Origin of the sequence: Actinoplanes sp. CA-131856 (genome assembly GCF_050956135.1) — a bacterium.
GTDB lineage: Bacteria > Actinomycetota > Actinomycetes > Mycobacteriales > Micromonosporaceae > Actinoplanes.
The window spans coordinates 2,224,595-2,245,873 of record NZ_CP191849.1; the positions used below are offsets into that span (position 1 = coordinate 2,224,595).

Below are 21,279 nucleotides of genomic sequence, written 5' to 3' on the forward strand. Positions count from 1 at the left end.
GGCGGTACACCCAGCGCGGAAGGGGGAGCCGTTGCGTGAGGTGAACTACGACGAGCGGCAGCATCTGGTCTACGCCCGGGCCCGGGCGCTGCCGGCCGAGACGATGACCGAGTGGCTGCGGGCCTTCGCCCGGCACGCGTCGGCGGGACGCCCGCTGACCGTGCTCGATCTCGGCTCCGGCACGGGCCGGTTCACTCCGATGCTGGCCGAGGAGTTCGGCGGTCCGGTTTATGGCGTGGAGCCGTCGGTGCGCATGCGCGAGGCGGCCGAGGCCAACGCGACACACCCGGCGGTGACCTATCTGGAGGGTTCCGCCACCGAGATCCCGCTGCCCGACGCGAGCTGCGACCTGGTGCTGCTCTTCCTGGTGCTCCACCACGTGCGCGACCACCGCGCGGCGGCGGCCGAGGTGGCCCGCGTGCTCCGGCCGGGCGGCCGGGTGCTGATCCGCAGCTCGTTCCCCGACCGGATGCCCGAGCTGCTCTGGTACAGCTACTTCCCGGGCGCGCGCCTGGTCGACGAGCAGGTCTTCCCGCGCATGGACCCGCTGATCGAGGACTTCGCCGAGGCCGGCCTGGCCTACGTGACCGTCGACCGCGTCCAGGAACGCATCGCCGACAGCCTCTCCGACTACGCCGACCGCCTGCGCCTGCGCGGCTCGTCCACGTTCGAGCGCCTCACCGAGGAGGAGATCCTCGACGGTTTCGCGGCGCTCGACGCCGCCGTGGACACCGAGCGGGTGGCCCGCCCGGTCGACGAGGAGAGCGACCTGCTGGTGCTAGAGCGCGGCCGCCTTTCGCAGCAGGACTGAGCGCTCCCGCGCGTTCGTGCAGAGGCGAGCGGCCAACTCCAGCTCGGCGCGGGCCTCGGCGGCCCGGCCCAGCCGGGTGAGCAGCTCGCCGCGGACGGTCGGGATCAGGTGAGACCCGGGCAGCGGGTCGCGGGCGGCCAGGTCGTCCACGATGGCCAGCGCCTCCAGCGGCCCGACGGCCATCGCGACGGCGACGGCCCGGTTGAGCTCGACGACCGGTGAGGGCGCGACCCGGCCGAGCGCCTCGTAGAGCAGGACGATGCTGTCCCAGTCCGTCTCGGCCACCGAGGCGGCCGCGGCATGGCAGGCGGCGATGGCGGCCTGAAGCCCGTACGGCCCCAAGCCCCGCCCCAGCGCCGTGGCCTGGGAGATCGCGGCCTGGCCGCGGCGGATGGCCGACCTGTCCCACCGCCTCCGGTCCTGATCCTCCAGCAGGATCGGCTCGCCGTCCGGGCCGGTGCGCGCGGGGAAGCGAGCGGCCGTCAGTTCGAAGAGCGCCTGCAGGCCGTACACCTCGGGCTCCCCGGGCATCAGCGCCGCCAGCATCCGGGCCAGGCGGATGGCCTCGTAGGCTAGATCGTGGCGCATCGCCCCCGACCCCTCGGTGAAGATCACGTAGAGCACGCTGAGCACGCCGCCGAGCCGGGGCTTCCGCTCGTCGGCCGGCGGCAGCTCGAACGGCACCCGCGCCGCCGCGATGGTCTTCTTGGCCCGGGTGATGCGCGCCTGGACCGTCGGCACCGGCACGAGGAACGCCCGCGCGATCTCCTCGCTGGTCAGACCTGCGACCGTACGCAGGGTGAGCGCCACCCGGGCCTCGGGGGAGAGGACCGGATGACAGGCCACGAACATCAGCGCCAGGATGTCGTCGTCGACCCGGTCGGGGTCCCAGAGCAGGTCGTCCTCTCCTCGGGAGCCGATGTGCCGACGGTCGCCGGCCGATCTCCGCTCGCCGTCGGCCGCGTACCGCTCGTCGCCGGCCACGAGCAGCGCGTACCGCTCGTCGCGGGCCGCCCGGCGGCGGAAGCTGTCGATCGCCCGGCGCCGGGCGGTCGCGAGCAACCAGCCGACCGGGTTGCCGGGCGTGCCGTCGCGTGCCCAGGAGACCAGGGCTTCCGCCACGGCCTCCTGGGCGACGTCCTCGGCCAGCTCGAGATCGCCGGTGTAGCGGGCGAGCGCGCCGACGATGCGGGGCGACTCGATGCGCCAGACGGCCTCGAGCGTGTCCTTCGCGCTCTCCGCCGTCAGAGCTGGCCGGTCTGCTCGCGCCACGCGCGCTCCCTGATGATCCACTCGTTGTCCTGGGGGAACTCGTCGATGCCCGGCACCCGGCGGATCTCGGTCTTGGCGCCCGGGAACGCCGGCATCCGCTTGGCCCACTCGACCGCCTCCTCCTTCGAGGCGACGTCGAGGATGTAGAAGCCGCCGAACAGCTCCTTGGTCTCCCCGTAAGGCCCGTCGGTGACCACCGGGGTCTCGCCGCTGTAGTCGACCACCACGCCCTGCCCGGCGTCGTCGAGCCCCTCGGCCGCGATCAGGACGCCCGCCTTGATCAGGGTGTCGTTGAAGCGGCCCATCGTCTCGAGCATCTCCTCGAACGGGGTCTCGACCATCTTGGCCAGGGCCTCGTCGGTGCTCCGCATGATCAGCATGTACTTGGCCATCGTTGCTCTCCTCGTGTCCGGGGCGGTCGCTCGTCGACCTTCTCACTGACAGGTCGAACGGCGGACCCTCCTATCGACGGGGTTCCCGAAGTTTTTTACCCCGACTTTGGTAGGGGGCCGGCACCTACCTTCGGCTCTCCCCCCTCGCCGGCGACCGGAGCAGAGTGGGCCTCGCCGTTCCTTGACAACTCCATAGCGGTACCGGCCTCTGGCGGGGTGCGCGGCTGCGCTAGATTGCGGGGTCCCCAGCCCGGCATCGGAGGTAACAGTGCGGCTCGTATGGGCCCTTGGTGGCATCGCCCTGGTGGCGGCGATCGGCGGCTGCACGTCGGACGAGCCGAAGTCCTCGACCTTCGTCACGCCCTCCCCGTCGGTGGTCACCTCCGCGCCGCCGTGGACGGAGCCGGCGAACTATTCGTATGTGCTGACGCGCGGCTGCGACGACGCCAAACCGCTGGGGCGCTACCGGGTGACCGTGAAATCGGGCGAGGTGGCGTCGACCGAGCGGCTCGACGCCTCGGCCGCGGCGCCGTCGAGCACCGGCGAGGTCGACCTGGGCCCGGTCACCGGCGACCAGGGCGAGGAGATCGACGCCTTCACCCTCCGGCAGCTGCTCGACAACGCGCAGACGGCCGCCGACGACGGCGGGGAGGTCACCCGGACCTTCACCCCGGACGGCCTGCCGGTGAAGGTGTCCATCAACGTCTCCGAGGAAGGCCCGAGCGGCGCCGAGTGCTTCGGCGTGAGCGACTTCGCCGCCGCCTCGTGACATCGTGACCTCTTGACCTCGAGTGCGCTCGAACGCCTAGCTTCGCCGGCATGACGACTAGCTTCGATGCGCACAGCACGGCCGCCCAGGTGCTCGCCGGCGTCGACCTGAGCGGCCGCACCGCTGTGGTGACGGGCGGATATTCCGGCATCGGGCGGGAGGCCGCGCTCGCCCTGGCCGGTGCCGGGGCCTATGTGATCGTCCCGGCTCGCCGGCCCGAGGTGGCCCGGCAGGCGCTGCGCGACGGGCGGATCGACATCCGGCCGATGGACCTCGCCGATCTCGCCTCCGTCCAGCGGGCCGCCGCGGAGATCCGGGCCGATCGCCCGGCGGTCGACATCGTCATCGGGAGCGCGGCCGTGATGGCCTGCCCCGAGACGCGGGTGGGCCCGGGCTGGGAGGCTCAGTTCGCGATCAACCACCTTGGGCACTACGCGCTGGTGGCGGGGCTGTGGCCCGCGCTGAAGGCCGCCGGGGCGGCGCGGGTGGTCATGGTCGCCTCCGGGCGGTCGCCGGAGGACCGCATGCGCTGGGACGACATCCATTTCACCCAGGGGTACGACAAGTGGGGCGCCTACGGGCAGTCGAAGCTCGCCACCGTCCTGTTCGCCCACCACCTCGACAAGCTCGGCGTGCTCGCCTTCTCGGCCAGCCCGGGCTGGGTGCTCTCGCCCCTGCAACGTCACCTGACCCGGGCCGAGATGGTCGAGGCCGGGTGGATCGACGCCGCCGGCACCCCGGCGCCGGGGCTCTTCCGCAGCGCGGCCCAGGGCGCCGCGACGCCGGTCTGGGCGGCGACCTCGCCGGCCGCCGAGCCGTTCGGCGGTTCCTACTGCCGCGACTGCGCGGCCACGGAGACCTATCCGTCCGACGGGCCGGAGGGCGAGCGGTTGTGGGACCTCTCGGCCGAGCTGACCGGGCTGGACCCGCGTCAGAGCACGACGCGGTAGTGCGTGGTCAGCCGGCCATCGTCGTCGAGGATGTGGAAGGCCAGCATCGAGGGCAGCTCACGGGTGATCACCTCGTCGCCCTCGAAGGGGAACAGCAGGGTCGAGGCGACACTGGGCGCGACCAGCATCGGCTTGCCGGCGAACATGCTCGCGGCGGCCGTGTGGGCGTGGCCGCAGAGCACCGCGACCACGTTGTCGTGGCCGGCGACGATCTCGGCCAGGCGCTCGGTGGCGTACTGCCGGATCTCGTCGATGAACGGGACCTGCAGGGAGACGGGCGGGTGGTGGAAGCAGACGAACGCCGGCAGGCCGGCGGCGCCCGTCAGCTCGGCGTCCAGCCAGTCGAGCGTCTCGGTGGCCAGCAGGCCGTCGTTGCGGCCCGGAATGCTGGAGTCGCACATCGCGAAGAACATGCCGCCGACCCGGTGCGCCGCGTTGATCGGGCCGCCGGTCGGCTCCTCCTCCATCAGGATCTTGCGGTACGCCTCGCGGACGTCGTGGTTGCCGGGCAGCAGCAGCGTCGGCACCGGCAGGTCGAGCACCTGGCGCGCCCGCTCGTACTCCTGGGCGTAGCCGTGGTCGGCGATGTCCCCGGTCACCAGCACCACGTCGACCGGAACCGGAAGCCCGGCGAGATAGCGCATGACACGCCCCGCGCGCTCGACGCTGCGGTCCTCGCCATCGATGTGGACGTCGCTGATATGGGCAATCACCTTCACGCCGCAATCGTATGGCTAGGCTTCGCCCTTGTGGACCGCTCGCTCTGTCGGCTTACCGGCAACAACGCCCTCTCATGACCGCACCCGCCCAGCGGATCGCGGCCGCCGTCGCCGGCGTTCTCGGACCGTCGGCCCGGTCGGTGATCCTGCACGGTTCCCTGGCGGCTGGTGGCTTCCGGCCGGGCCACAGCGACATCGACCTGCTGGCCGTGACCACGGAGCCGCTGACCGACGCGCAGCTGGACGCGCTGGAGGCCGCGGTCCAGGAGGCCGACCTGGACGGCTCCGCGTCGGGTGTCGACCTCGACGTCGTGCTCGCTGAAGCGGCAGCGGCCCCGTCACCCCAGCCGCCCCTCGAACTGCACGTCGGGCGGTACGAGGGCCTGTTCGAGGTGGAGCGCCGAGCCGGTGCGGCGCCCGACCTGCTCGCCGAGCTGTCGCTGGCCCGGGCCGACGGCAAGGCGCTCTACGGGGCGCCACCAGCCGAGGTGATCGGGGTCGTTCCGGCCCGCTGGATCGTCGATCGCGGCCGCCAGTGGCTGCGCACCTGGCTGGGGCTGACCGACGACGACGAGAACGCCGCTCTCATGGTGTTGACCGCGTGCCGGATCTGGCACCTCGCGGTGGAGGGCCGTCACGTGCCCAAGGTCGAGGCCGGTCGCTGGGCGCTCGAGCGACGGCCGACGTTGATCGCGGTCCGGCAGGCCATCCGCCGGATCGAACAGGGTGACGCCACCCCGATCGATCCGGCGCGACTGGCCGTGGTGCTCGAGACCGTCCTGAAGGAGACGGAGCCCGCCTAGCCGGGCAGGCGGGGGCCGGCCTCACGCTGTGAGGCGAGCCAGGCCTCGACGTCGGCCGAGGAGCGCGGCAGACCGGCCGACAGGTTGCGGCAGCCGTCGGCCGTGACCAGCACGTCGTCCTCGATGCGGACGCCGACGCCGCGCAGCTCCTCGGGGACGAGGTCGTCCTCGGGCTGGAAGTAGAGGCCGGGCTCGACCGTGAGGACGTAACCCTCCTTCAGCTCGCCGTCGCGGTAGTTCTCGTTGCGGGCGTTGTTGCAGTCGTGCACGTCGATGCCGAGCATGTGGCCGAAGCCGTGCAGCGTCCAGCGGCGGTAGACCGTGCTCTCCTCGCTCATCGCCTCGTCGACGCTGACCGGGAGCAGGCCCAGGTCGTTCAGGCCCTCGGCGAGGACCCGCATGCAGGTCTTGTGCACGTCGCGGAACAGCACGCCGGGCTTGATGGCGTCCATGCCCGCCTGCTGCGACGCGTGGACGATGTCGTAGACCTGGCGCTGGAGCGGGGTGAAGGAGCCGGAGACGGGCACCGTGCGGGTCACGTCGGCGGTGTAGAAGTTGTCGCCCTCGACGCCCATGTCCATCAGGAGCAGCTCGCCCGGCTTGGTCACGCCGGTGTTGCGCACCCAGTGCAGGATCGTCGCGTGCGGGCCGGCGCCCACGATCGAGGTGTAGCCGACGTCGTTGCCGTCGTGGCGGGCGCGCAGGCCGAAGACGCCCTCGAGCAGGCGCTCCTTGACCCCGCGGTCGGCGGGCAGGATGCGGGCCACGTCTTCGAAGCCGCGGACGGTCGCGTCGATCGCGGCCTGGAGCTGGGCGATCTCCCACTCGTCCTTGATCAGCTTGAGCTCGGAGAGCACCCAGGCCAGCTCGCGGTCGCGGGGCTTGTCGCGGTCGGGCTCGTAGGCCAGCACGGTGCGGTCGACCGCCGCGTCGAGGCCGCGCAGCACCCGGGTGCGGCCCGGTGCCGAATTGGCCAGGGCCGCGCCGAGCTCGCTCAGCGAGGCGGTCTCGACGCCCAGCTCGGTCGATTTCTCGCCCAAAGTGTGCGTGCGGCCGACCCACAGCTCGCCGTTGCGGCTGCGGAAGAAGGCGTCGGTGTCCTTCGAGTTGCGCTGGTGGGTGTAGAGCACCGCGTCGTGGCCGGAGCCGCTCGGCCGCAGCACGAGCACGCTGTCGGGATCGCGGTCGCCGGTCAGGTAGACGAAGTCGCTGCCGGGCCGGAACGTGTAGTCGGTGTCGTTGGCGCGCACCTTCTCGTTGCCGCTCGGGATGATCAGCGTCTCGCCGGGGAAGGCCTCGGAGAGCGCGGCCCGGCGCTTCGCGTAGTTCGGCACCTCGGGCCGCGGCGTGACAGCGATCGGGTCCTCACGCCACCCGGTGCGCATGAACTGCAGAAACGCCTCGGGAAAGCCGGGGTCGTGCGACTCCGTCTTCGCGGCGGGCTGCGCCTTGCCCTTGCCCTCGCCCTGCGTTACGTCACCCTGCTCGGCCATGGGTGTTGCCTCCGATCGTCGATCCGCCCCCGACGTTACCGTCTGGCTCCGGCGGAACGCAGTCCCGGGAGGCGATGATCAACATCCCGCCGGCTCAGCGGCCGGGCAGCGTGAGACAGGCCGCCCGCTCGCCCGCCGTGCCGGCCACCCCGGCGCCGGTGCGGGTGGTCAGCGCGTGGATGACGAGCGAGCGCGGCGAGGCCCCGGCCGCGAAGCTCCAGCGCTGTTCGCTCGTGACAGTGGCCGCGCCCGAGGCGTCGGCGGTGAAGTCCAGCCAGATCTCGTTGCGCGGGTTGGCGTAGGACGGGTTCACCGAAGGGGTCTTCGGGTCCTTGCGGTGCTGGTAGTGCGGGCCGGCGTCGGCCGGGGCGGCGGTGCAGGGCGCGGTGTGCAGGTGGGCGCCGTAGGAGCGGCGCGGGATCAGGCCGCTGGTGGTCAGGCGGACGATCATGCCGGCGGCGTTGCGGGCGATGCCGACCTCGGCCCGCGCGCCGGGCGGGACCACCGTGGGCTCGTAGGTGATGGCCGGGGAGTCGGGCCGATAGGGCAGGAAGGTGCCGGCCGCGACCGTGTCGGGCGCCCACGACGCGGAGGGGGAAGCGCTCATGGCGCCCTGATAGACGACCCAGGCCGAGGCCGAGGCGGCCGAGGGCAGGGTGGCCGGTTCGACCTCGACCGCGTTGGTGCAGGCGGCGAGCAGGGCGGCGGGCGCGGCGAGGGCCAGGGCGCGGAGGATCATCGGTCAATCGTCTCAAAAAGGTACTTATCGGGCGAGTACTGGCGCCGCGCGTTCCGGGGCGGAAGGCTGGCGGTAATCACGGCGGACTACAGGGAGACGGCAATGGGCTATGCGGTGGTGCTCGGTGAGGCGCTGATCGACCTCCAGGAGGCCGAGCACGACGGCGGGGTGGTCTACCGGCAGGCGATCGGCGGGGCGCCGCTCAACGTCGCGGTCGGCGCCACGCGCCTGGGCGGCGAGGTGCGGTACGCCGGCTCGCTCAGCAACGACGTCCTCGGCGACCGGATCGCGGCCTTCCTGGGCGAGACCGGGGTCGGCGTGGGCGGGGTCAAGCGGGTGGCCGTGCCGACCACGCTGGCGGTCACGACGTTCGTGGGCGCCGAGCCGACCTTCACGTTCTACGGCGAGCCGCCGTCGTACTCGCTGCTGGCGCCGTCGGATGTCGACCTCGGCGCGGTCCGGGGCGCCGGCGTGCTCTACACCGGGTCGATCTGCCTGCTGCGCGAGCCGTTCCGGGCCGCCGCCCGGGCCGCCTGGCACACGCCGGGCCCGCTGAAGGTCTTCGACCCGAACGCCCGGCCCACGCTGCTGCCCGACGGGGCCGCGGTGACCGCCCTGCGGGAGCTGTCCGAGGAGTTCTTCGCCGGCGCCGACCTGGTGAAGCTCAGCGCGGCCGACGCCGAGGTCCTTTACGACGGCGCCGCGCCCGAGGTGGCGGCCGAGCGGATCCGGAGCCTGGGGGCCAAGGCCGTGGTGGTGACCCGCGGGTCGAAGGGAGCCTACGTGGCCGCCGCTGACGGCACCGCGATGCTGCCCGCCCCGGTGGTCGACGCGGTCGACGCGACCGGGGCCGGCGACTCGGTGATGGCGGCCCTGATCCGTCGTCTGCTCGCCGACGGGCTGCCCAAGGACATCGACGGCTGGCAGCGCAACGTCCGGTTCGCGCTGGCCGTGGCCGGGCTGGTCTGCGAGCGCCGCGGCGGCGCCGTCGCGATGCCCACGCAGGAGGAGCTCACCGCCCGCTGGGGAACGCTCGCCTAGTAGGGCTTTGTCATGGTCCTCTTCCCGTGCGGTGATTGCGTTGCGGGAAGTGGGTTTGGCAGGTGGGGCAGGTGCCGATGAGCCGAGCGAGTAGGGCTTGCAGGCGTCGGAGTACGGCATAGAGAGTCATTCCGGCGCAGGGGTTTTTGGGTCCAGGCGCTGCAAGGTGAGAAAGGCGTGGGCGGCGGAGACGAGGGTGGTGTGGTGGTGCCAGCCTTGCCAGGTGCGGCCTTCGTAGTGGTCCAGGCCGAGGCCGGTTTTGACTTCGCGGTAGTCGTGCTCGATGCGCCAGCGCAGCTTCGCGAGCCGGATCAGGGTGCGTTTGGCGGTGCTGGCGGGCAGGTTGGAGAGCCAGTACTTGATCGGCTCGGGCTCACCGGTCGGCCATTCGGCGATCAGCCAGGCCTCGGGCAGGTCGTGGCCGAGGTGGGCGGAGCGGATGGCCGGGCCGGCTGGGCGGACTCGTTGAGAGACGAATTTCGAGCTCATCGCGGCCGGCCGGCTCGGTGGCGGGAGCTGTCCCGCCAGGTCACCCGTCGTGCGGATTGCGGGCCGGCAGCCAGCAGCAGCTCACGGACCGGGGTCGCGGGTTGCCGGTAGATTTTCTTCGGGTAGGGGCCGTCACCGCAGTACGGCACCGTCGTGCGCTCAACCGACAACGGATAGGCGGTCACGGTGTGCGCGACCTGCACTGCGTAGTCAATGCCGCGTTCGGCCAGGGCTTGCCGGAACTCGCCCGCGTCGCCGTAACCGGCGTCGGCGACCAGCACGCTGGGCCGTAAGTTCCAACCGAGCAGTTCGTCGATCATGTCCAACGCGAGCCGCCACTTCGGCCGGTGCCCCAGCTGGTCAGGGATCTGCGCCCGGCGCCGCCGTTCGGTCACGTTCGCTGAGGCTTTCGGTGAGGCGGGATCCCATGCTTCAGGCAAAAACAGCCGCCAGTCGACCGGGCAGGACGCGGTCTCGGTGACCAGGCTGACCGAGACCGCGACCTGACAGTTGGTGATCTTCCCGGCGGTACCGGTGTATTGCCGGGCCACGCATGGCGAGGCTGTGCCGTATTTAAGCAGGCCAGTGTCATCAACCGCCCACGCCGGCCCGTCAAGGGCTTCGTCGATACGTTCGGCGATCCGCCGGCGTACCGGGGCCACATCCCACGGACTATTCGTGACGAAATGGTTCAGTGCCTGCTCATGCGGGCCACGCAACCGTGCCGCCATCGGCTGGATCGATTTACGCCGCCCGTCGAGCATGAGCCCACGCAGATAATGCCCGGCCCGGTCCTGCCAGCCTGAGTACCTCAGCGAACCGAATACGTCTGCGACGTATTCGCTCAGCTCATCGCCGAGCCGTTGCACCTGCGCCGTGTCCATCTCTCGACGACACCAACATCAACGTTTATCTGTCACCGTCAGCCACTCGAAGGGTGACAAAGCCCTACTAGTGTCCTGAGTCGTTAAATCGTTGTCAGTGGGTACGGTGGTTGTATGCCGTCCTCGATAGCTGTGCCGATCGTGCTCACTGACGATGAGCGGGAACAGTTGCTGGCCTGGTCGCGGCGTCCGTCGAGCGCTCAGGCGATCGCGATGCGCTCACGGGTGGTGCTGGCCTGCGCAGATTCGGCCGGTGCGCCGAACGGGGTGATCGCCGAGGAACTCGGGGTCTCGCGCAACACGGTGACCAAGTGGCGTAACCGGTTCGCCGCGGATCGGCTCGAAGGGTTGCTGGACGAGCCTCGCCCGGGCCGGCCCCGCACGATCGCCGACGCCGACGTGGAGCGGGCGGTCACCACGACGTTGGAGACGACGCCGAAAGATGCTACGCACTGGTCGACGCGGTCCCTGGCGGCCGAGGTCGGTCTGTCGCAGACGGCGGTCTCCAGGATTTGGCGGGCGTTCGGTTTGCAGCCGCACCGCCAGGACAGCTGGAAGCTGTCGAAGGATCCGCAGTTCATCGACAAGGTCCGCGATGTTGTCGGGCTTTACCTCGACCCGCCGGAACGTGCAGTGGTGTTGTGCGTCGACGAGAAGTCGCAGATCCAGGCCTTGGATCGCACCGCCCCGGTGTTGCCGATGCTGCCCGGGACCCCGGCTCGCGCCTCCCATGACTACGTCCGGGCCGGCACCTCGAGCCTTTATGCCGCCCTGAATCTGGCCACCGGCAAGGTCATCGGCTCGTTGCATGCTCGGCACCGGGCGATTGAGTTCAAAAAGTTTCTGCAGACTCTCGACCGCGAAGTTCCCGCTGACCTGGACGTGCACGTCGTACTGGACAACGCGTCCACCCACAAAACCCCGGTGATCAAACGCTGGCTGGCCGCCCACCCGCGCTTCGTTTTGCACTTCACCCCGACCAGCTCTTCCTGGCTCAACCTGGTCGAACGCTGGTTCGGCGAACTAACCACCAAGAAGCTGCAGCGCGGCACTCACCGCTCGGTGCGTGAACTCAACAACGACATCCGTGCCTGGATCGAGACCTGGAACGACGACCCCCGGCCCTACGTCTGGACCAAGACCGCCGACCAGATTCTCGAATCCATCAAGCGGTACTGCACACGCATTAACGACTCACGACACTAGGGCCTGTCCTGCCGATCGAGCGAGTGCGAGGCGAGGTCCAGGTGGTGGCTGGCGTCGGGCGCGGCGCGCCGGCATCCCGGTGTTGGATGTCGGTGTGTCGCGGCTGCCGTCAGGCGCCACCTGGGCCACGCCGCAGCCCCGCTTGATCGGCAGGACAGGCCCTAACCGCCCAGCGCCTTGGCGATGAAGCGCCGGCGGTCGATGATCACGCGCTCGACGCGCACCTCGGCGACGAGCGTATCGCCGTCGCGGACGGCGATGTCGAAGATCAGCTTGCGGCCGTCCACTTTGGCGAGCGTGGCCAGCGCGGTCACCCGGTGGCCGAGCGCGGCGGGCGCCCGATGTTCGACCTCGGCCCGGGTGGCGACCGTGGTGAGGCCGCCGGGGATGGTGCGGGCCGTGGCGGCCACCGTCGCCGTCTCGGCCAGCGCCAGTACGCGCGGCGTGCCCAGGACGGGCACGTCGCCCGAGCCGAGCGCCTGAGCGGTGTCGGCGTCGGTAACGGTCAACTCCACCCGGGCGCTGAGACCGGGCGAGAAATCCGGAAGCTCCATGTCCAGAGTTTAGGGCCGGACAGGGTCTCAGGCCTGCTCGGGGCGGCGCCAGTACGAGTCGTCCACGGCGCCTTCCCCTTGGCCCTCGACAGCCCCTGAGCCGGAGGCCGGGACGGCCACGGCGGACGGGTCGAGCCGGTCGGTGGTCAGCGGGGCCGGCTGGCGGGCCTGCCGGGCGCGCTCGGCCAGCTCCCGCGCGAGGACCCAGGCCTCGGCCAGGTCGCGGTCCTTGGCCCGGCCCGAGCGGCCCCGTGCCGTGTCGGCGTAGACCGTCGCCAGGCCGAGCAGGCGCTGCACCGGGCCCTGCACGACGCGGACGCTCTGCAGGCGCGCGTACGGCACGATGTGCATCTCGCGGGTGAACAGGCCCCAGCGGCTGACGAAGACCTCCGGCGTCAGCCCCACGCCGATGTAGCGCAACGACACCGGGTTGAGCCAGCGGGCCCGCTTCGGCGGCGGGGTGGTGGCCAGGGTGGCCAGGTCGACACCGGGCAGGACGTCCCAGACCAGGGCCCGGGCGGTCGCGAAGTCGCCGACCGGCAGGAGGCGGTCGGACCGCTTGTTCTCGCCGCTGCCGGGCTCGCCCGCGTAGCCGGCGATGTCGAGACGCAGGTGCAGCCAGCCCTGCGCCCGCCACAGCAGCGGCCAGGTGGCCCCCACCGCCTGCACCCGGTTCAGGGGCACGATCTGGCTGCGGGTCTCGAGCAGGCCGAAGCGCACCACGAGACGGCCGTCCGGGTCGCGGGCGAGCCGGAAGTCCCAGTCCTGCAGCACCCGGCGCACCGGCTGGAGCAGCACACCGGCCATGGCGGTGACGGTGCTGGCGATGCCGATGAAGGTCCAGGAACCCTCGATCACGAACTGCATGATGACGAAGGCGATGCCGACCGGCAGGAAGAACGCCTGCGGGGTGAGGAGCTGGCTCACCACGAGATCGCGGTTGCGGACGCGCAGGAGCGGGCGTTCGACGGCGGGCGCCTCGAAGGCGGCCGAGGGCCCGTCGGGGGAGGGCTGAGCCACCGCCGGTGACCGGCCGCCGGCCGCGTGGCCGGCGAGCGCGAGCAGGCGCTCGCGCAGCGCGGAGGCCTCGCGCACGGTCAGGAACGACAGCGGCGCCTCGGTCTTGCCGCCGCCGATCACCTCGAGACGCAGCTCGGCCAGGCCGGTGAGCTGGGCCAGCAGGGGACGCCGGAGCTCGACGGCCTGGAGGCGCTCGAGGGGGATGGCACGGTTGCGGCGCCAGATCACGCCGTCGGAGATGCGCAGCTCGCGGCCGACGACCTGATAGCCGGTGGTGAGCCAGCCGACGATGGAGAAGACCACGACGCCGACCGCGAGGACGAGCACGACCAGCGCGAACCGTTCGAGCCCGACCTGCGACAAGGTCTGCCAGGACAGTGCGGCCACGATGACGGCGATGCTCTTCGCGCCGTGCAGCAGCGGGCTGAGCGGATGGAGCCGCCGGCGGGGCTCCTCCTCGCCGTTGGCGGCCGCCGGAGACGCCGGGGCCGAGTCGGCCGGCCCGGAAGTGGTCGGCCCGGAAGTGGCCGGCCCGGAAGCGGTCGGCCCGGAAGCGGTCGGCCCGGAAGCGGTCGGCCCGGAAGCGGTCGGCCCGGAAGTGGACGGTCCTGAGCCGGGGGCGTCGGCTGCGGCGGGGCCGGCGGCCGGAGGGCCGGGTGGGTGGGGTCCGGGAGTGGTCACAGGCCCTCGGCCCGGTCCTCGCCGAGGGCGGTCAGGCGGTCGCGCAGGCGAGAGGCCTCGGCCGGTGGCAGGCCCGGGATGCGGGCGTCGCTGGCCGCCGCGGCGGTGTGCAGCTGGACGGTGGCCAGGCCGAACGCCCGTTCCAGAGGGCCGGCGGTGACGTCGACGAACTGCATTCGCGCGTACGGAACGATCGAGAGGCGGCGGACCAGCAGGCCGTGGCGGACCAGCAGGTCCTGGTCGCGCTCGGCGTAGCCCCAGGCGCGCACCGCGCGGACGGTGACGAAGGAGCGCCAGATCGCGTTGACGACCACCAGCACGATGCCGAGGCGCCACAGCCAGTGGCCCTGAAGGGCCCAGCCGACGGCCAGGCCGGCCACCAGAACCAGCGACCAGGCGATGCGGACGATCAGCTCCACAGTGATCAGCTTGGGGGAGACCGGGCGCCACTCGACGGTGTCGGGCCACGGCTCCAAAGCATCGACGGCGGCACTCTGCGGCTCGGTCACACCTGGAAGCCTAGGAGATGGGCGCATCGGACGCTGTACCGAAGGGCGTCACTTCGCGCAGGAATCCCCGGAGATCGAGGAAGTTGCCCAGGGAAATCCGGTGTTCGTCGCACGCCAGCCAGGTTTTGCGGTAGTCGGGAGCGTGCAGCTTGGGGTTGTTCCACAGCAGTTGCCAGGCCGCGTCCGCGCGGCAGCCCTTGGCCGAGCACTGAGGCTCGAGGTCACGAGGGCCGGCAGAGGAGAGATCCATCTAAGGATTATTGCGCCGGGCGACCACGGGGGAAGTCGCCCGGCGACGCGATGAATGTTACACGGTTCACGGCGTGACGCATCCACCCGGCTCGGGTGCCCGATCCGGCGCATCGCGCAGAAAGATCGACACGTCTGGACCATGGCGGCGGTCAATGACGGCGCGTAATGCGACACCACGAGCGCGCTCTCAGGTCGGTCGTGTAAGTCTTGAGCGTCGGCAGCACGCCGCGATGGCATTTCGACCGCTGTGGAGGACCGGTGGCTCAGCCGCTCACGCCCGAGACCGAGACCAACAACGGCGCGGCCGCGCCGGTGCCCCCGGCACAGGACGCCTCGCAGCTCGAGCGCGCGATGTTCGAGGTCAAGCGGGTGATCGTCGGGCAGGACCGGATGGTCGAGCGCATGTTCGTGGCGCTGCTGGCCCGTGGGCACTGCCTGCTCGAGGGCGTGCCCGGCGTGGCCAAGACGCTGGCCGTCGAGACCCTGGCCCGGGTCGTCGGCGGCACCTTCTCCCGGGTGCAGTTCACCCCCGACCTGGTGCCGGCCGACATCGTCGGCACCCGCATCTACCGGCAGAGCAGCGAGAAGTTCGACGTCGAGCTGGGACCGGTCTTCGTCAACTTCCTTCTCGCCGACGAGATCAACCGCGCGCCGGCCAAGGTGCAGTCGGCCCTGCTCGAGGTCATGGCCGAGCACCAGGTGTCGATCGGTGGGCAGTCGCACGCCGTGCCCGACCCGTTCCTGGTGATGGCGACGCAGAACCCGATCGAGCAGGAGGGCGTCTACCCGCTGCCCGAGGCGCAGCGCGACCGCTTCCTCATGAAGATCCTGGTGGGCTATCCGACCGACGCCGAGGAGCGGGAGATCGTCTATCGGATGGGCGTCAGCGCCCCCGAGCCCAAGCCGGTCTTCACCCCGGAGGATCTGCTCGGCCTCCAGCGCCGCGCCGACCAGGTCTTCGTGCACAACGCCCTGGTCGACTACACGGTCCGGCTGGTGCTGGCGACCCGGGCCCCGGCCCAGCACGGCATGCCCGACGTGGCCCAGCTCATCCAGTACGGCGCGAGCCCCCGCGCCTCGCTCGGCATCGTCCGGGCCACCCGGGCGCTGGCGCTGCTGCGCGGCCGCGACTACGCGCTGCCGCAGGACGTGCAGGACATCGCGCCCGACATCCTGCGCCACCGCCTCGTGCTCAGCTACGACGCGCTCGCCGACGACATCCCGGCCGACCACATCGTCAGCCGCATCATGCAGAGCGTCCCGCTGCCCTCGGTCGCGGCCCGCCAGGGCACGTCGCCGAACGGCACGCACCCGTCCGCCGCGCCCGTCAGCGGGGTACCGCAGGGCGCGCCCGCCCCGAACGGAGCGGCATGGCCGGGCCAGCACTGAACGGTTCGCCTCCGAACGGCTCGGCCCATCCGGGGTGGGCTCAGACCGGGCCGGCCCAGAATGGCTCGGGCCCGGCCGGTTCAGCGCGGGCCGGTTCAGCGCGGGCCGGTTCGGCGCCGGCCGGGCTGGCGCCCGAGGGCGAGACCGGGACCGCCCGGGCCGAGGCGGTGCTGTCCCGGCTCCAGCTGCTGGTCACGCGCAAGCTCGACGGGCTGCTCCAGGGCGACTACGTCGGTCTGCTGCCCGGCCCCGGCAGCGAGGCGGGGGAGTCGCGCGAATACCGGCCCGGCGACGACGTGCGCCGCATGGACTGGCCGGTCACCGCCCGCACCACGCTGCCGCACGTGCGCCGCACGGTCGCCGACCGTGAGCTGGAGACGTGGATGGCGGTCGACCTGAGCGCCAGCCTCGAGTTCGGCACGGCCCAGTGGCTCAAGAGCGATCTCGTGATGGCCGCGGCGACCGCGATGGCCCACCTCACCGTGCGCGGCGGCAACCGTATCGGCGCGGTCGTGGGCACCGGCACGGGCGTACGGCCGAAGAGCGGACCCCGCTGGGGGCGCAAGCGGGACGCCCCACCGCAACCCGGCAGCGAGGTCGTCCGTCTGCCCGCGCGGCCCGGGCGCAAGGAGGCGCAGGGGCTGCTGCGCGCGATCGCCCGCACCGAGATCCGGCCCGGCCGGGCCGACCTGGGCGCGCTGATCGACATGTTGAACCGGCCGCCGCGGCGGCGGGGCGTGGCCGTGGTGATCAGCGACTTCATGGCGCCGGTGGACGGCTGGTCGCGGCCGATCCGCAAGCTGGCCGTCCGGCACGACGTTCTTGCCATCGAGGTCGTGGACCCGCGTGAGCTGGAGATTCCCGACGTCGGCGTGCTGACCCTGGCCGACCCCGAGACGGGCGCGCTGCACGAGGTGCAGACCGCCGACCCGAAGCTGCGCGCCCGCTACGCCGAGGCGGCCGCCCAGCAGCGCGGTGAGATCGCCCGCGCCCTGCGCGCCGCCGGCGCCGCCCACCTGCGCCTTCGTACCGATACCGACTGGCTGCTGGACGTGGTCCGATTCGTGGCCGCCCAGCGACACGCACGCACCCGGGGGACCACGCGATGATCCGTTTCCTGGAGCCCTGGTGGCTGCTCGCGCTCCTGCCCGTGGTGATCGTCGCGGGCGTCTACGTGTTCCGGCAGTTCCGCCGCCGGCAGTACGCGATGCGGTTCACCAACGTCGACCTGCTCCGCACCCTCGCCCCGCGCGGGCTGGGCTGGCGCAAGCACGTCTCGGCGGCCGCGTTCCTGCTCTCCCTGCTGACCCTGGGCGCGGCGCTGGCCCGGCCCTCGGTCGACAAGGAGGAGCCGCTGGAGCGGGCCACGGTGATGCTCGCCATCGACGTGTCGCTGTCGATGGAGGCCGACGACGTGGCCCCGAACCGGATCGAGGCGGCCCAGGAGGCGGCGAAGGCGTTCGTCAACGAGCTGCCGCCGACGTACAACCTGGGTCTGGTGTCCTTCGCCAAGTCGGCGAACGTGCTGGTGTCGCCGACCAAGGACCGCTCCGAGGTGATCTCCGGGATCGACGGGCTGTCGCTGGCCGAGGCGACGGCGACCGGTGAGGCCGTCTTCACCTCGCTCGACGCCATCCGTTCGGTGCCGGCCGACGGGGCCGACGGCGCGCCGCCGGCCCGGATCGTCCTGCTCTCCGACGGATATCGCACGTCGGGCCGGTCGATCGAGGACGCGGCGACGGCGGCCTCGCAGGCGAACGTGCCGGTCTCCACGATCGCCTTCGGCACCGACACCGGCGTGGTCGACATCCGCGGCGCGTTGCAGCGGGTGCCGGTCGACCGGCTGTCGCTCCAGCAGCTGGCGGAGAAGACCGACGGCTACTTCTACGAGGCGGCGTCGGTGAGCGAGCTCAAGAAGGTCTACGAGGACATGGGCAGCTCGATCGGCCACCGGGTGCAGCCGCGCGAGGTCACGCAGTGGTACGCCGGCGTGGCGCTCCTGCTCGGCCTCGCGGCGGCCGCGTCGAGCCTGCTGTGGACGTCCCGGCTGCCCTGACCGGGGTCACGGATTGCCGTGCACGAGGACGAACAGGACGACCACCCAGACGGCGGCGATGGTGAAGCTCAGCGGTGCGACGAAGTTCTTCATGTCGGGGGCTACTTCCACGCGGTGACGGGCGAGGGGAAGCGCACACGGTCATGTCGCGGCCGGCACCCACGCGTCCGGCGTCGCGGTGCACACGACTGGGCCGGGGCCGACGAAAACAGGACGGCACCGGTGGACGCGGGGCGGAGAAAGGAACGTGTCAGCGACGGGGCTGACGAACGGCCCGGCCGCGACTAGGAGGATCGCTATCTCGCACAGCGATCACCTCCCGAGAGTCGTTTCGGCGTCAGGGCCGGATGGCACAATACCCCTTAAGGTTCCGCTAAGAAACTTCCCCCGCCCCATCGTGTCGCGGAACACCCGACAGGACGACATCGCCGACCGCACGCAGGGTGGCGCTGCCCGGCGCCAGGTAGTAGTCGTGCCCGGCCACACCATCGGTGGGCAGCGCGAACGCTCCGAAATCCGGATTCGACGGACGCCGGCCGAGGCCGACGCCGAGCAGGCGCACCTCCGGGATCCGGCGGATCCAGTCGGTGGGCGCGAGCGCCGACCAGACCCGGGCGCCGCCGAGGTCGGCCGCGTGCGAGGCGCCGATGCCGGGCGCGCCCAGGGTGACCACGTCGCCGACGGCCGGGAGACGAGGGGCGGCCAGGCCGGCCACCAGCGCGCCGTAACTGTGGCCGATCAAGGTCACCGCGAGGCCGGGGCGCTGCGTCTCCAGGAAGCGGACGAAGGCGACGAGCGCGGTGGCTCCGGCCCGGGCCCGTCCGTAGGTGGCGGCGGCCGGCCCGATGCCCTCCGGCGGGTCGTAGCCCAGCCAGGCGATCACCGCGGTGTCGGGGGAACGCTTGCTCAGTTGCTCGTAGAGGGCGCGGGCCTGCACGCCAGGGGCGCGCCGCGGCACGCCGCCCAGCCCGCGGTCGAAGTCGGCCAGGACGGTGTCGACGCCGGGCACGAGGACGGCCACCCGGGACGCCGTGGCGAGGTCGCCGAGCACCTCGACCGCCCGCCCGTCGCCGGTGGGGTCGAAGGAGAGGAAACGGCGGCCCTGAGCGGCCCACGCGGCGTACGGGCAGCCGGTGGCCAGCATCCGTACGGCGGTCTCGTGAAAGGCGTACTGGAGGGGCGGAAGTTGATCTTGGGGGGCGGGCACGGACAGGGCGGACAGGGCCAAGACGAGCGGCAGGATTCGCATGGGCCGCACCGTCCCGCGACGACGGCGCCCCGATCGTCACACCGGGGACCGGACATCGACGCCCTACCCCGGTACTACGAGCCCCGTCTCGTAGGCGAAGACCACCGCCTGGGCCCGGTCGCGCAGGCCGAGCTTGGCCAGGATCCGGCCGATGTGCGTCTTGACGGTCTGCTCGGCCACCACCAGATCGGCGGCGATCTCCTGGTTGGACAGGCCACGGGCGATCAGCCGCAGCACGTCGGTCTCGCGCGGGGTGAGCGCGTTCAGCGCGGCCGGCCGTGGCCGGTCGGTGGCCGGGCGGGCCGCGAACTCGGCGATCAGCCGGCGCGTCACCGACGGGGCCAGCAGCGCCTCGCCGGCGGCCACGATCCGTACGGCCTGAATGAGATCGGCGGCAGGAGCGTCCTTGAGCAGGAAGCCGCTCGCGCCGGCGCGCAGCGCCGCGTACACATAGTCGTCCAGGTCGAACGTCGTCAGGATGACGACCTTGACGTCCGGCGCCGCCGCCGAGAGCTGCCGCGTCGCCTCCAGGCCGTCCATGACGGGCATCCGCACGTCCATCAGCACCACGTCGGGCCGCAGCTCCCGGGTGCGGGTCACCGCCTGCGAGCCGTCGGCCGCGTCGCCGACCACCAGCATGTCGGGCTGGGCGCCGAGCAGCGCGCCGAAGCCCTCGCGGACCATCGCCTGGTCGTCCGCGATGAGGATCTTGATCACTCGTTCTCCTCCACCGGCAGGACCGCCCGCACCACGAAAACCCCGTCAGCCGCGCCGGCCGTCAGCGTGCCACCGAGCAGTGTGGCCCGCTCCCGCATCCCCGGCAGGCCGTGCCCGCCCTCGCCGGCCGGTCCGTCCGCGGGGTTGCTCACCTCGATCTCCAGACGGCCGGCGGCGCCGCGCGCGACGACGGCGACCGCCGCCCCCGGTGCGTGCCGCGCCGCGTTGGCCAGGGCCTCCTGGACGATCCGATAGGCGGCCAGGCCCACCGTCTCGGGCAGGGTGGGCACTCGGTCGTACGTCATCGAGACCTCGACCCCCGCCGCCCGGGCCGTCTCGATCAGCTCGCCGACCTCGGCGAAGCCGGGTTGAGGGGCCCGCGGAGCGTCGCCCTCGCCGGTCCGCAGCACGCCCAGCAGGCGCCGCATGTCGGTCAGCGCCTCCCGGGCCGCCGAGGCGATCGTGGCCAGCTCCTGCTCGGCCTCGGCCGGCAGCTCACTCAGCCGGTAGGGCGCGGTCTCGGCCCGCACGGCGATCATCGACATGTGGTGGGCCACCACGTCGTGCATCTCGCGGGCGATCCGGGCCCGCTCCTCCAGCACCGCCCGCTTGGCCCGCTCCAGCTCGGTGAGCTCCTCGTTCTCGGCGAGCATCCGGCGGGCACGGCGCCACCGGGACACGATGTCGCCCATCACCGTGATCACCGCCACCAGCGTGGCGGCGCCCCACGCGTTGGCGTCCGGGGCGTAGACGAAGATCGGTACGACCGTGAAGGCGGCCGCCCACACGGTCAGGGCCGTGTCCTGGGTCGCGGCGAGCCGGCCCAGCACGAACAGGAACCCGAGGATCTGCACGGTGTTCCAGGGCCACGACTCCTTCGGATCGGCGTACATCGACCCGATGAACAACATCACGAAGCCGAACCGCCAGGCGAGAACGGGCCACCGGAAGGCGATCGCGACCGGCAGCACCGAGCCGACCGCGATGACGGCGATCGCCATGCCGGGCGCGTCCCGGTTCTCCCCGAGGTACGTCGCCGCAGCTCCGCCCAGGCCGGCCAGCGCCAGGAGGCCGACCGGCAGCGCGTAGACCCAGGGCCGGCGCCGGATCGGCGGCCGTGGTGTCTCCCGGCTCCAGAGCAGCCGGCGCAACGGCCCCATGGCATTGCGCCCGGCAGCGGGGCCGATAGTCTCCATCCCGGCAGGTTACGGCGCTGACGCGGCGCCGTCGTGCCCCCGAGGTGCCACCCGGCACCCCCTACCTGGGTATGAGGAGCGTTTCGTC

At 72.0% G+C, this 21,279-nt stretch carries 21 protein-coding genes and 1 pseudogene; 9 read left to right on the forward strand and 13 right to left on the reverse strand.

The window, feature by feature from the left end:
• The first annotated feature begins 40 nt into the window (after positions 1-40).
• Positions 41-811, forward strand: coding sequence for a class I SAM-dependent methyltransferase (locus tag ACQP2X_RS10710; RefSeq protein WP_498700914.1), 771 nt, complete (start codon positions 41-43; stop codon positions 809-811).
• On the opposite strand, the gene ACQP2X_RS10715 is transcribed toward ACQP2X_RS10710, so the two are convergent.
• Positions 779-2,083 (reverse strand): RNA polymerase sigma factor, encoded by a 1,305-nt coding sequence (locus ACQP2X_RS10715; protein ID WP_498696062.1) that lies wholly within the window; start codon positions 2,081-2,083, stop codon positions 779-781. The two genes, ACQP2X_RS10710 and ACQP2X_RS10715, sit on opposite strands and share 33 nt — an antisense overlap.
• Positions 2,056-2,475, reverse strand: a complete 420-nt coding sequence (locus ACQP2X_RS10720; RefSeq protein ID WP_498696063.1) for a YciI family protein — start codon at positions 2,473-2,475, stop codon at positions 2,056-2,058. Before ACQP2X_RS10720 ends, ACQP2X_RS10715 begins: the two co-directional genes overlap by 28 nt.
• 268 nt (positions 2,476-2,743) lie before the next feature.
• Here ACQP2X_RS10720 and ACQP2X_RS10725 point away from each other — a divergent pair, with 268 nt between their 5' ends.
• Positions 2,744-3,244, forward strand: coding sequence for a hypothetical protein (locus ACQP2X_RS10725; RefSeq protein ID WP_498696064.1), 501 nt, complete (start codon positions 2,744-2,746; stop codon positions 3,242-3,244).
• A gap of 50 nt (positions 3,245-3,294) precedes the next feature.
• Entirely contained in the window at positions 3,295-4,194 is a 900-nt protein-coding gene (locus tag ACQP2X_RS10730; protein WP_498696065.1) for an SDR family NAD(P)-dependent oxidoreductase, read from the forward strand.
• Here ACQP2X_RS10730 and ACQP2X_RS10735 read toward each other — a convergent pair.
• The gene (locus tag ACQP2X_RS10735) at positions 4,176-4,913 is read right to left on the reverse strand and encodes a metallophosphoesterase (RefSeq protein WP_498696066.1); all 738 of its coding nucleotides are present in this window, start codon (positions 4,911-4,913) and stop codon (positions 4,176-4,178) included. The genes ACQP2X_RS10730 and ACQP2X_RS10735 overlap by 19 nt on opposite strands.
• Before the next feature lie 74 nt (positions 4,914-4,987).
• Between ACQP2X_RS10735 and ACQP2X_RS10740 the strand changes: the two genes are divergently transcribed.
• The gene (locus ACQP2X_RS10740) at positions 4,988-5,716 is read left to right on the forward strand and encodes an aminoglycoside adenylyltransferase domain-containing protein (RefSeq protein ID WP_498696067.1); all 729 of its coding nucleotides are present in this window, start codon (positions 4,988-4,990) and stop codon (positions 5,714-5,716) included.
• On the opposite strand, the gene ACQP2X_RS10745 is transcribed toward ACQP2X_RS10740, so the two are convergent.
• Positions 5,713-7,209 (reverse strand): aminopeptidase P family protein, encoded by a 1,497-nt coding sequence (locus tag ACQP2X_RS10745; protein WP_498696068.1) that lies wholly within the window; start codon positions 7,207-7,209, stop codon positions 5,713-5,715. The genes ACQP2X_RS10740 and ACQP2X_RS10745 overlap by 4 nt on opposite strands.
• Before the next feature lie 94 nt (positions 7,210-7,303).
• Positions 7,304-7,948 carry a superoxide dismutase family protein gene (locus ACQP2X_RS10750; RefSeq protein WP_498696069.1) on the reverse strand — a complete coding sequence of 215 codons (645 nt, stop codon included), beginning with the start codon at positions 7,946-7,948 and terminating at the stop codon, positions 7,304-7,306.
• A 102-nt stretch (positions 7,949-8,050) separates the two neighbouring features.
• On the opposite strand from ACQP2X_RS10750, the gene ACQP2X_RS10755 reads away from it, so the two are divergent.
• The gene (locus tag ACQP2X_RS10755; RefSeq protein WP_498696070.1) at positions 8,051-8,989 is read left to right on the forward strand and encodes a carbohydrate kinase family protein; all 939 of its coding nucleotides are present in this window, start codon (positions 8,051-8,053) and stop codon (positions 8,987-8,989) included.
• A 126-nt stretch (positions 8,990-9,115) separates the two neighbouring features.
• Here the strand turns inward: ACQP2X_RS10755 and ACQP2X_RS10760 are convergent.
• Positions 9,116-10,362, reverse strand: a pseudogene (locus ACQP2X_RS10760) (IS701 family transposase).
• 114 nt (positions 10,363-10,476) lie between these two features.
• On the opposite strand from ACQP2X_RS10760, the gene ACQP2X_RS10765 reads away from it, so the two are divergent.
• A complete protein-coding gene (locus ACQP2X_RS10765) occupies positions 10,477-11,568 on the forward strand; it encodes an IS630 family transposase (protein WP_498696071.1) in 1,092 nt (363 codons plus the stop codon).
• A 161-nt stretch (positions 11,569-11,729) separates the two neighbouring features.
• On the opposite strand, the gene ACQP2X_RS10770 is transcribed toward ACQP2X_RS10765, so the two are convergent.
• From ACQP2X_RS10770 to ACQP2X_RS10785, 4 genes are read right to left on the reverse strand one after another with little or no spacing between them, the layout of a single operon-like run.
• Entirely contained in the window at positions 11,730-12,122 is a 393-nt protein-coding gene (locus ACQP2X_RS10770; RefSeq protein ID WP_498696072.1) for a thioesterase family protein, read from the reverse strand.
• A gap of 27 nt (positions 12,123-12,149) precedes the next feature.
• Complete coding sequence (locus ACQP2X_RS10775; RefSeq protein WP_498696073.1) at positions 12,150-13,823, reverse strand: PH domain-containing protein; 1,674 nt, start codon at positions 13,821-13,823, stop codon at positions 12,150-12,152.
• Positions 13,820-14,359, reverse strand: a complete 540-nt coding sequence (locus ACQP2X_RS10780; protein ID WP_498696074.1) for a PH domain-containing protein — start codon at positions 14,357-14,359, stop codon at positions 13,820-13,822. Before ACQP2X_RS10780 ends, ACQP2X_RS10775 begins: the two co-directional genes overlap by 4 nt.
• Complete coding sequence (locus ACQP2X_RS10785) at positions 14,343-14,582, reverse strand: hypothetical protein (RefSeq protein ID WP_498696075.1); 240 nt, start codon at positions 14,580-14,582, stop codon at positions 14,343-14,345. The genes ACQP2X_RS10780 and ACQP2X_RS10785 overlap by 17 nt, the downstream gene beginning before the upstream one ends.
• 260 nt (positions 14,583-14,842) lie before the next feature.
• On the opposite strand from ACQP2X_RS10785, the gene ACQP2X_RS10790 reads away from it, so the two are divergent.
• From ACQP2X_RS10790 to ACQP2X_RS10800, 3 genes are read left to right on the forward strand one after another with little or no spacing between them, the layout of a single operon-like run.
• Positions 14,843-15,973 (forward strand): AAA family ATPase, encoded by a 1,131-nt coding sequence (locus ACQP2X_RS10790; RefSeq protein ID WP_498696076.1) that lies wholly within the window; start codon positions 14,843-14,845, stop codon positions 15,971-15,973.
• A complete protein-coding gene (locus ACQP2X_RS10795) occupies positions 15,955-17,082 on the forward strand; it encodes a DUF58 domain-containing protein (RefSeq protein WP_498696077.1) in 1,128 nt (375 codons plus the stop codon). The genes ACQP2X_RS10790 and ACQP2X_RS10795 overlap by 19 nt, the downstream gene beginning before the upstream one ends.
• Positions 17,079-18,029 carry a 26S proteasome regulatory subunit RPN10 gene (locus tag ACQP2X_RS10800; RefSeq protein ID WP_498658284.1) on the forward strand — a complete coding sequence of 317 codons (951 nt, stop codon included), beginning with the start codon at positions 17,079-17,081 and terminating at the stop codon, positions 18,027-18,029. The genes ACQP2X_RS10795 and ACQP2X_RS10800 overlap by 4 nt, the downstream gene beginning before the upstream one ends.
• 373 nt (positions 18,030-18,402) lie before the next feature.
• On the opposite strand, the gene ACQP2X_RS10805 is transcribed toward ACQP2X_RS10800, so the two are convergent.
• The 3 genes from ACQP2X_RS10805 to ACQP2X_RS10815 all read right to left on the reverse strand — a co-directional run bounded on the left by ACQP2X_RS10805 (position 18,403) and on the right by ACQP2X_RS10815 (position 21,191).
• Positions 18,403-19,278, reverse strand: coding sequence for an alpha/beta hydrolase (locus ACQP2X_RS10805; RefSeq protein WP_498696078.1), 876 nt, complete (start codon positions 19,276-19,278; stop codon positions 18,403-18,405).
• Positions 19,279-19,341: 63 nt separating this feature from the next.
• Positions 19,342-19,995 carry a response regulator gene (locus ACQP2X_RS10810; RefSeq protein WP_498696079.1) on the reverse strand — a complete coding sequence of 218 codons (654 nt, stop codon included), beginning with the start codon at positions 19,993-19,995 and terminating at the stop codon, positions 19,342-19,344.
• Positions 19,992-21,191 (reverse strand): sensor histidine kinase, encoded by a 1,200-nt coding sequence (locus tag ACQP2X_RS10815; RefSeq protein ID WP_498696080.1) that lies wholly within the window; start codon positions 21,189-21,191, stop codon positions 19,992-19,994. Before ACQP2X_RS10815 ends, ACQP2X_RS10810 begins: the two co-directional genes overlap by 4 nt.
• Positions 21,192-21,279: the final 88 nt, after the last annotated feature.

Coding starts and splice junctions, on each gene's coding strand:
- ACQP2X_RS10720 (WP_498696063.1), bottom strand. CDS start 2,475: ATGGCCAAGTACATGCTGATCATGCGGAGCACCGACGAGGCCCTGGCC.
- ACQP2X_RS10730 (WP_498696065.1), top strand. CDS start 3,295: ATGACGACTAGCTTCGATGCGCACAGCACGGCCGCCCAGGTGCTCGCC.
- ACQP2X_RS10740 (WP_498696067.1), top strand. CDS start 4,988: ATGACCGCACCCGCCCAGCGGATCGCGGCCGCCGTCGCCGGCGTTCTC.
- ACQP2X_RS10745 (WP_498696068.1), bottom strand. CDS start 7,209: ATGGCCGAGCAGGGTGACGTAACGCAGGGCGAGGGCAAGGGCAAGGCG.
- ACQP2X_RS10750 (WP_498696069.1), bottom strand. CDS start 7,948: ATGATCCTCCGCGCCCTGGCCCTCGCCGCGCCCGCCGCCCTGCTCGCC.
- ACQP2X_RS10755 (WP_498696070.1), top strand. CDS start 8,051: ATGGGCTATGCGGTGGTGCTCGGTGAGGCGCTGATCGACCTCCAGGAG.
- ACQP2X_RS10765 (WP_498696071.1), top strand. CDS start 10,477: ATGCCGTCCTCGATAGCTGTGCCGATCGTGCTCACTGACGATGAGCGG.
- ACQP2X_RS10770 (WP_498696072.1), bottom strand. CDS start 12,122: ATGGAGCTTCCGGATTTCTCGCCCGGTCTCAGCGCCCGGGTGGAGTTG.
- ACQP2X_RS10780 (WP_498696074.1), bottom strand. CDS start 14,359: ATGCGCCCATCTCCTAGGCTTCCAGGTGTGACCGAGCCGCAGAGTGCC.
- ACQP2X_RS10785 (WP_498696075.1), bottom strand. CDS start 14,582: ATGGATCTCTCCTCTGCCGGCCCTCGTGACCTCGAGCCTCAGTGCTCG.
- ACQP2X_RS10795 (WP_498696077.1), top strand. CDS start 15,955: ATGGCCGGGCCAGCACTGAACGGTTCGCCTCCGAACGGCTCGGCCCAT.
- ACQP2X_RS10800 (WP_498658284.1), top strand. CDS start 17,079: ATGATCCGTTTCCTGGAGCCCTGGTGGCTGCTCGCGCTCCTGCCCGTG.
- ACQP2X_RS10805 (WP_498696078.1), bottom strand. CDS start 19,278: ATGCGAATCCTGCCGCTCGTCTTGGCCCTGTCCGCCCTGTCCGTGCCC.
- ACQP2X_RS10815 (WP_498696080.1), bottom strand. CDS start 21,191: ATGGAGACTATCGGCCCCGCTGCCGGGCGCAATGCCATGGGGCCGTTG.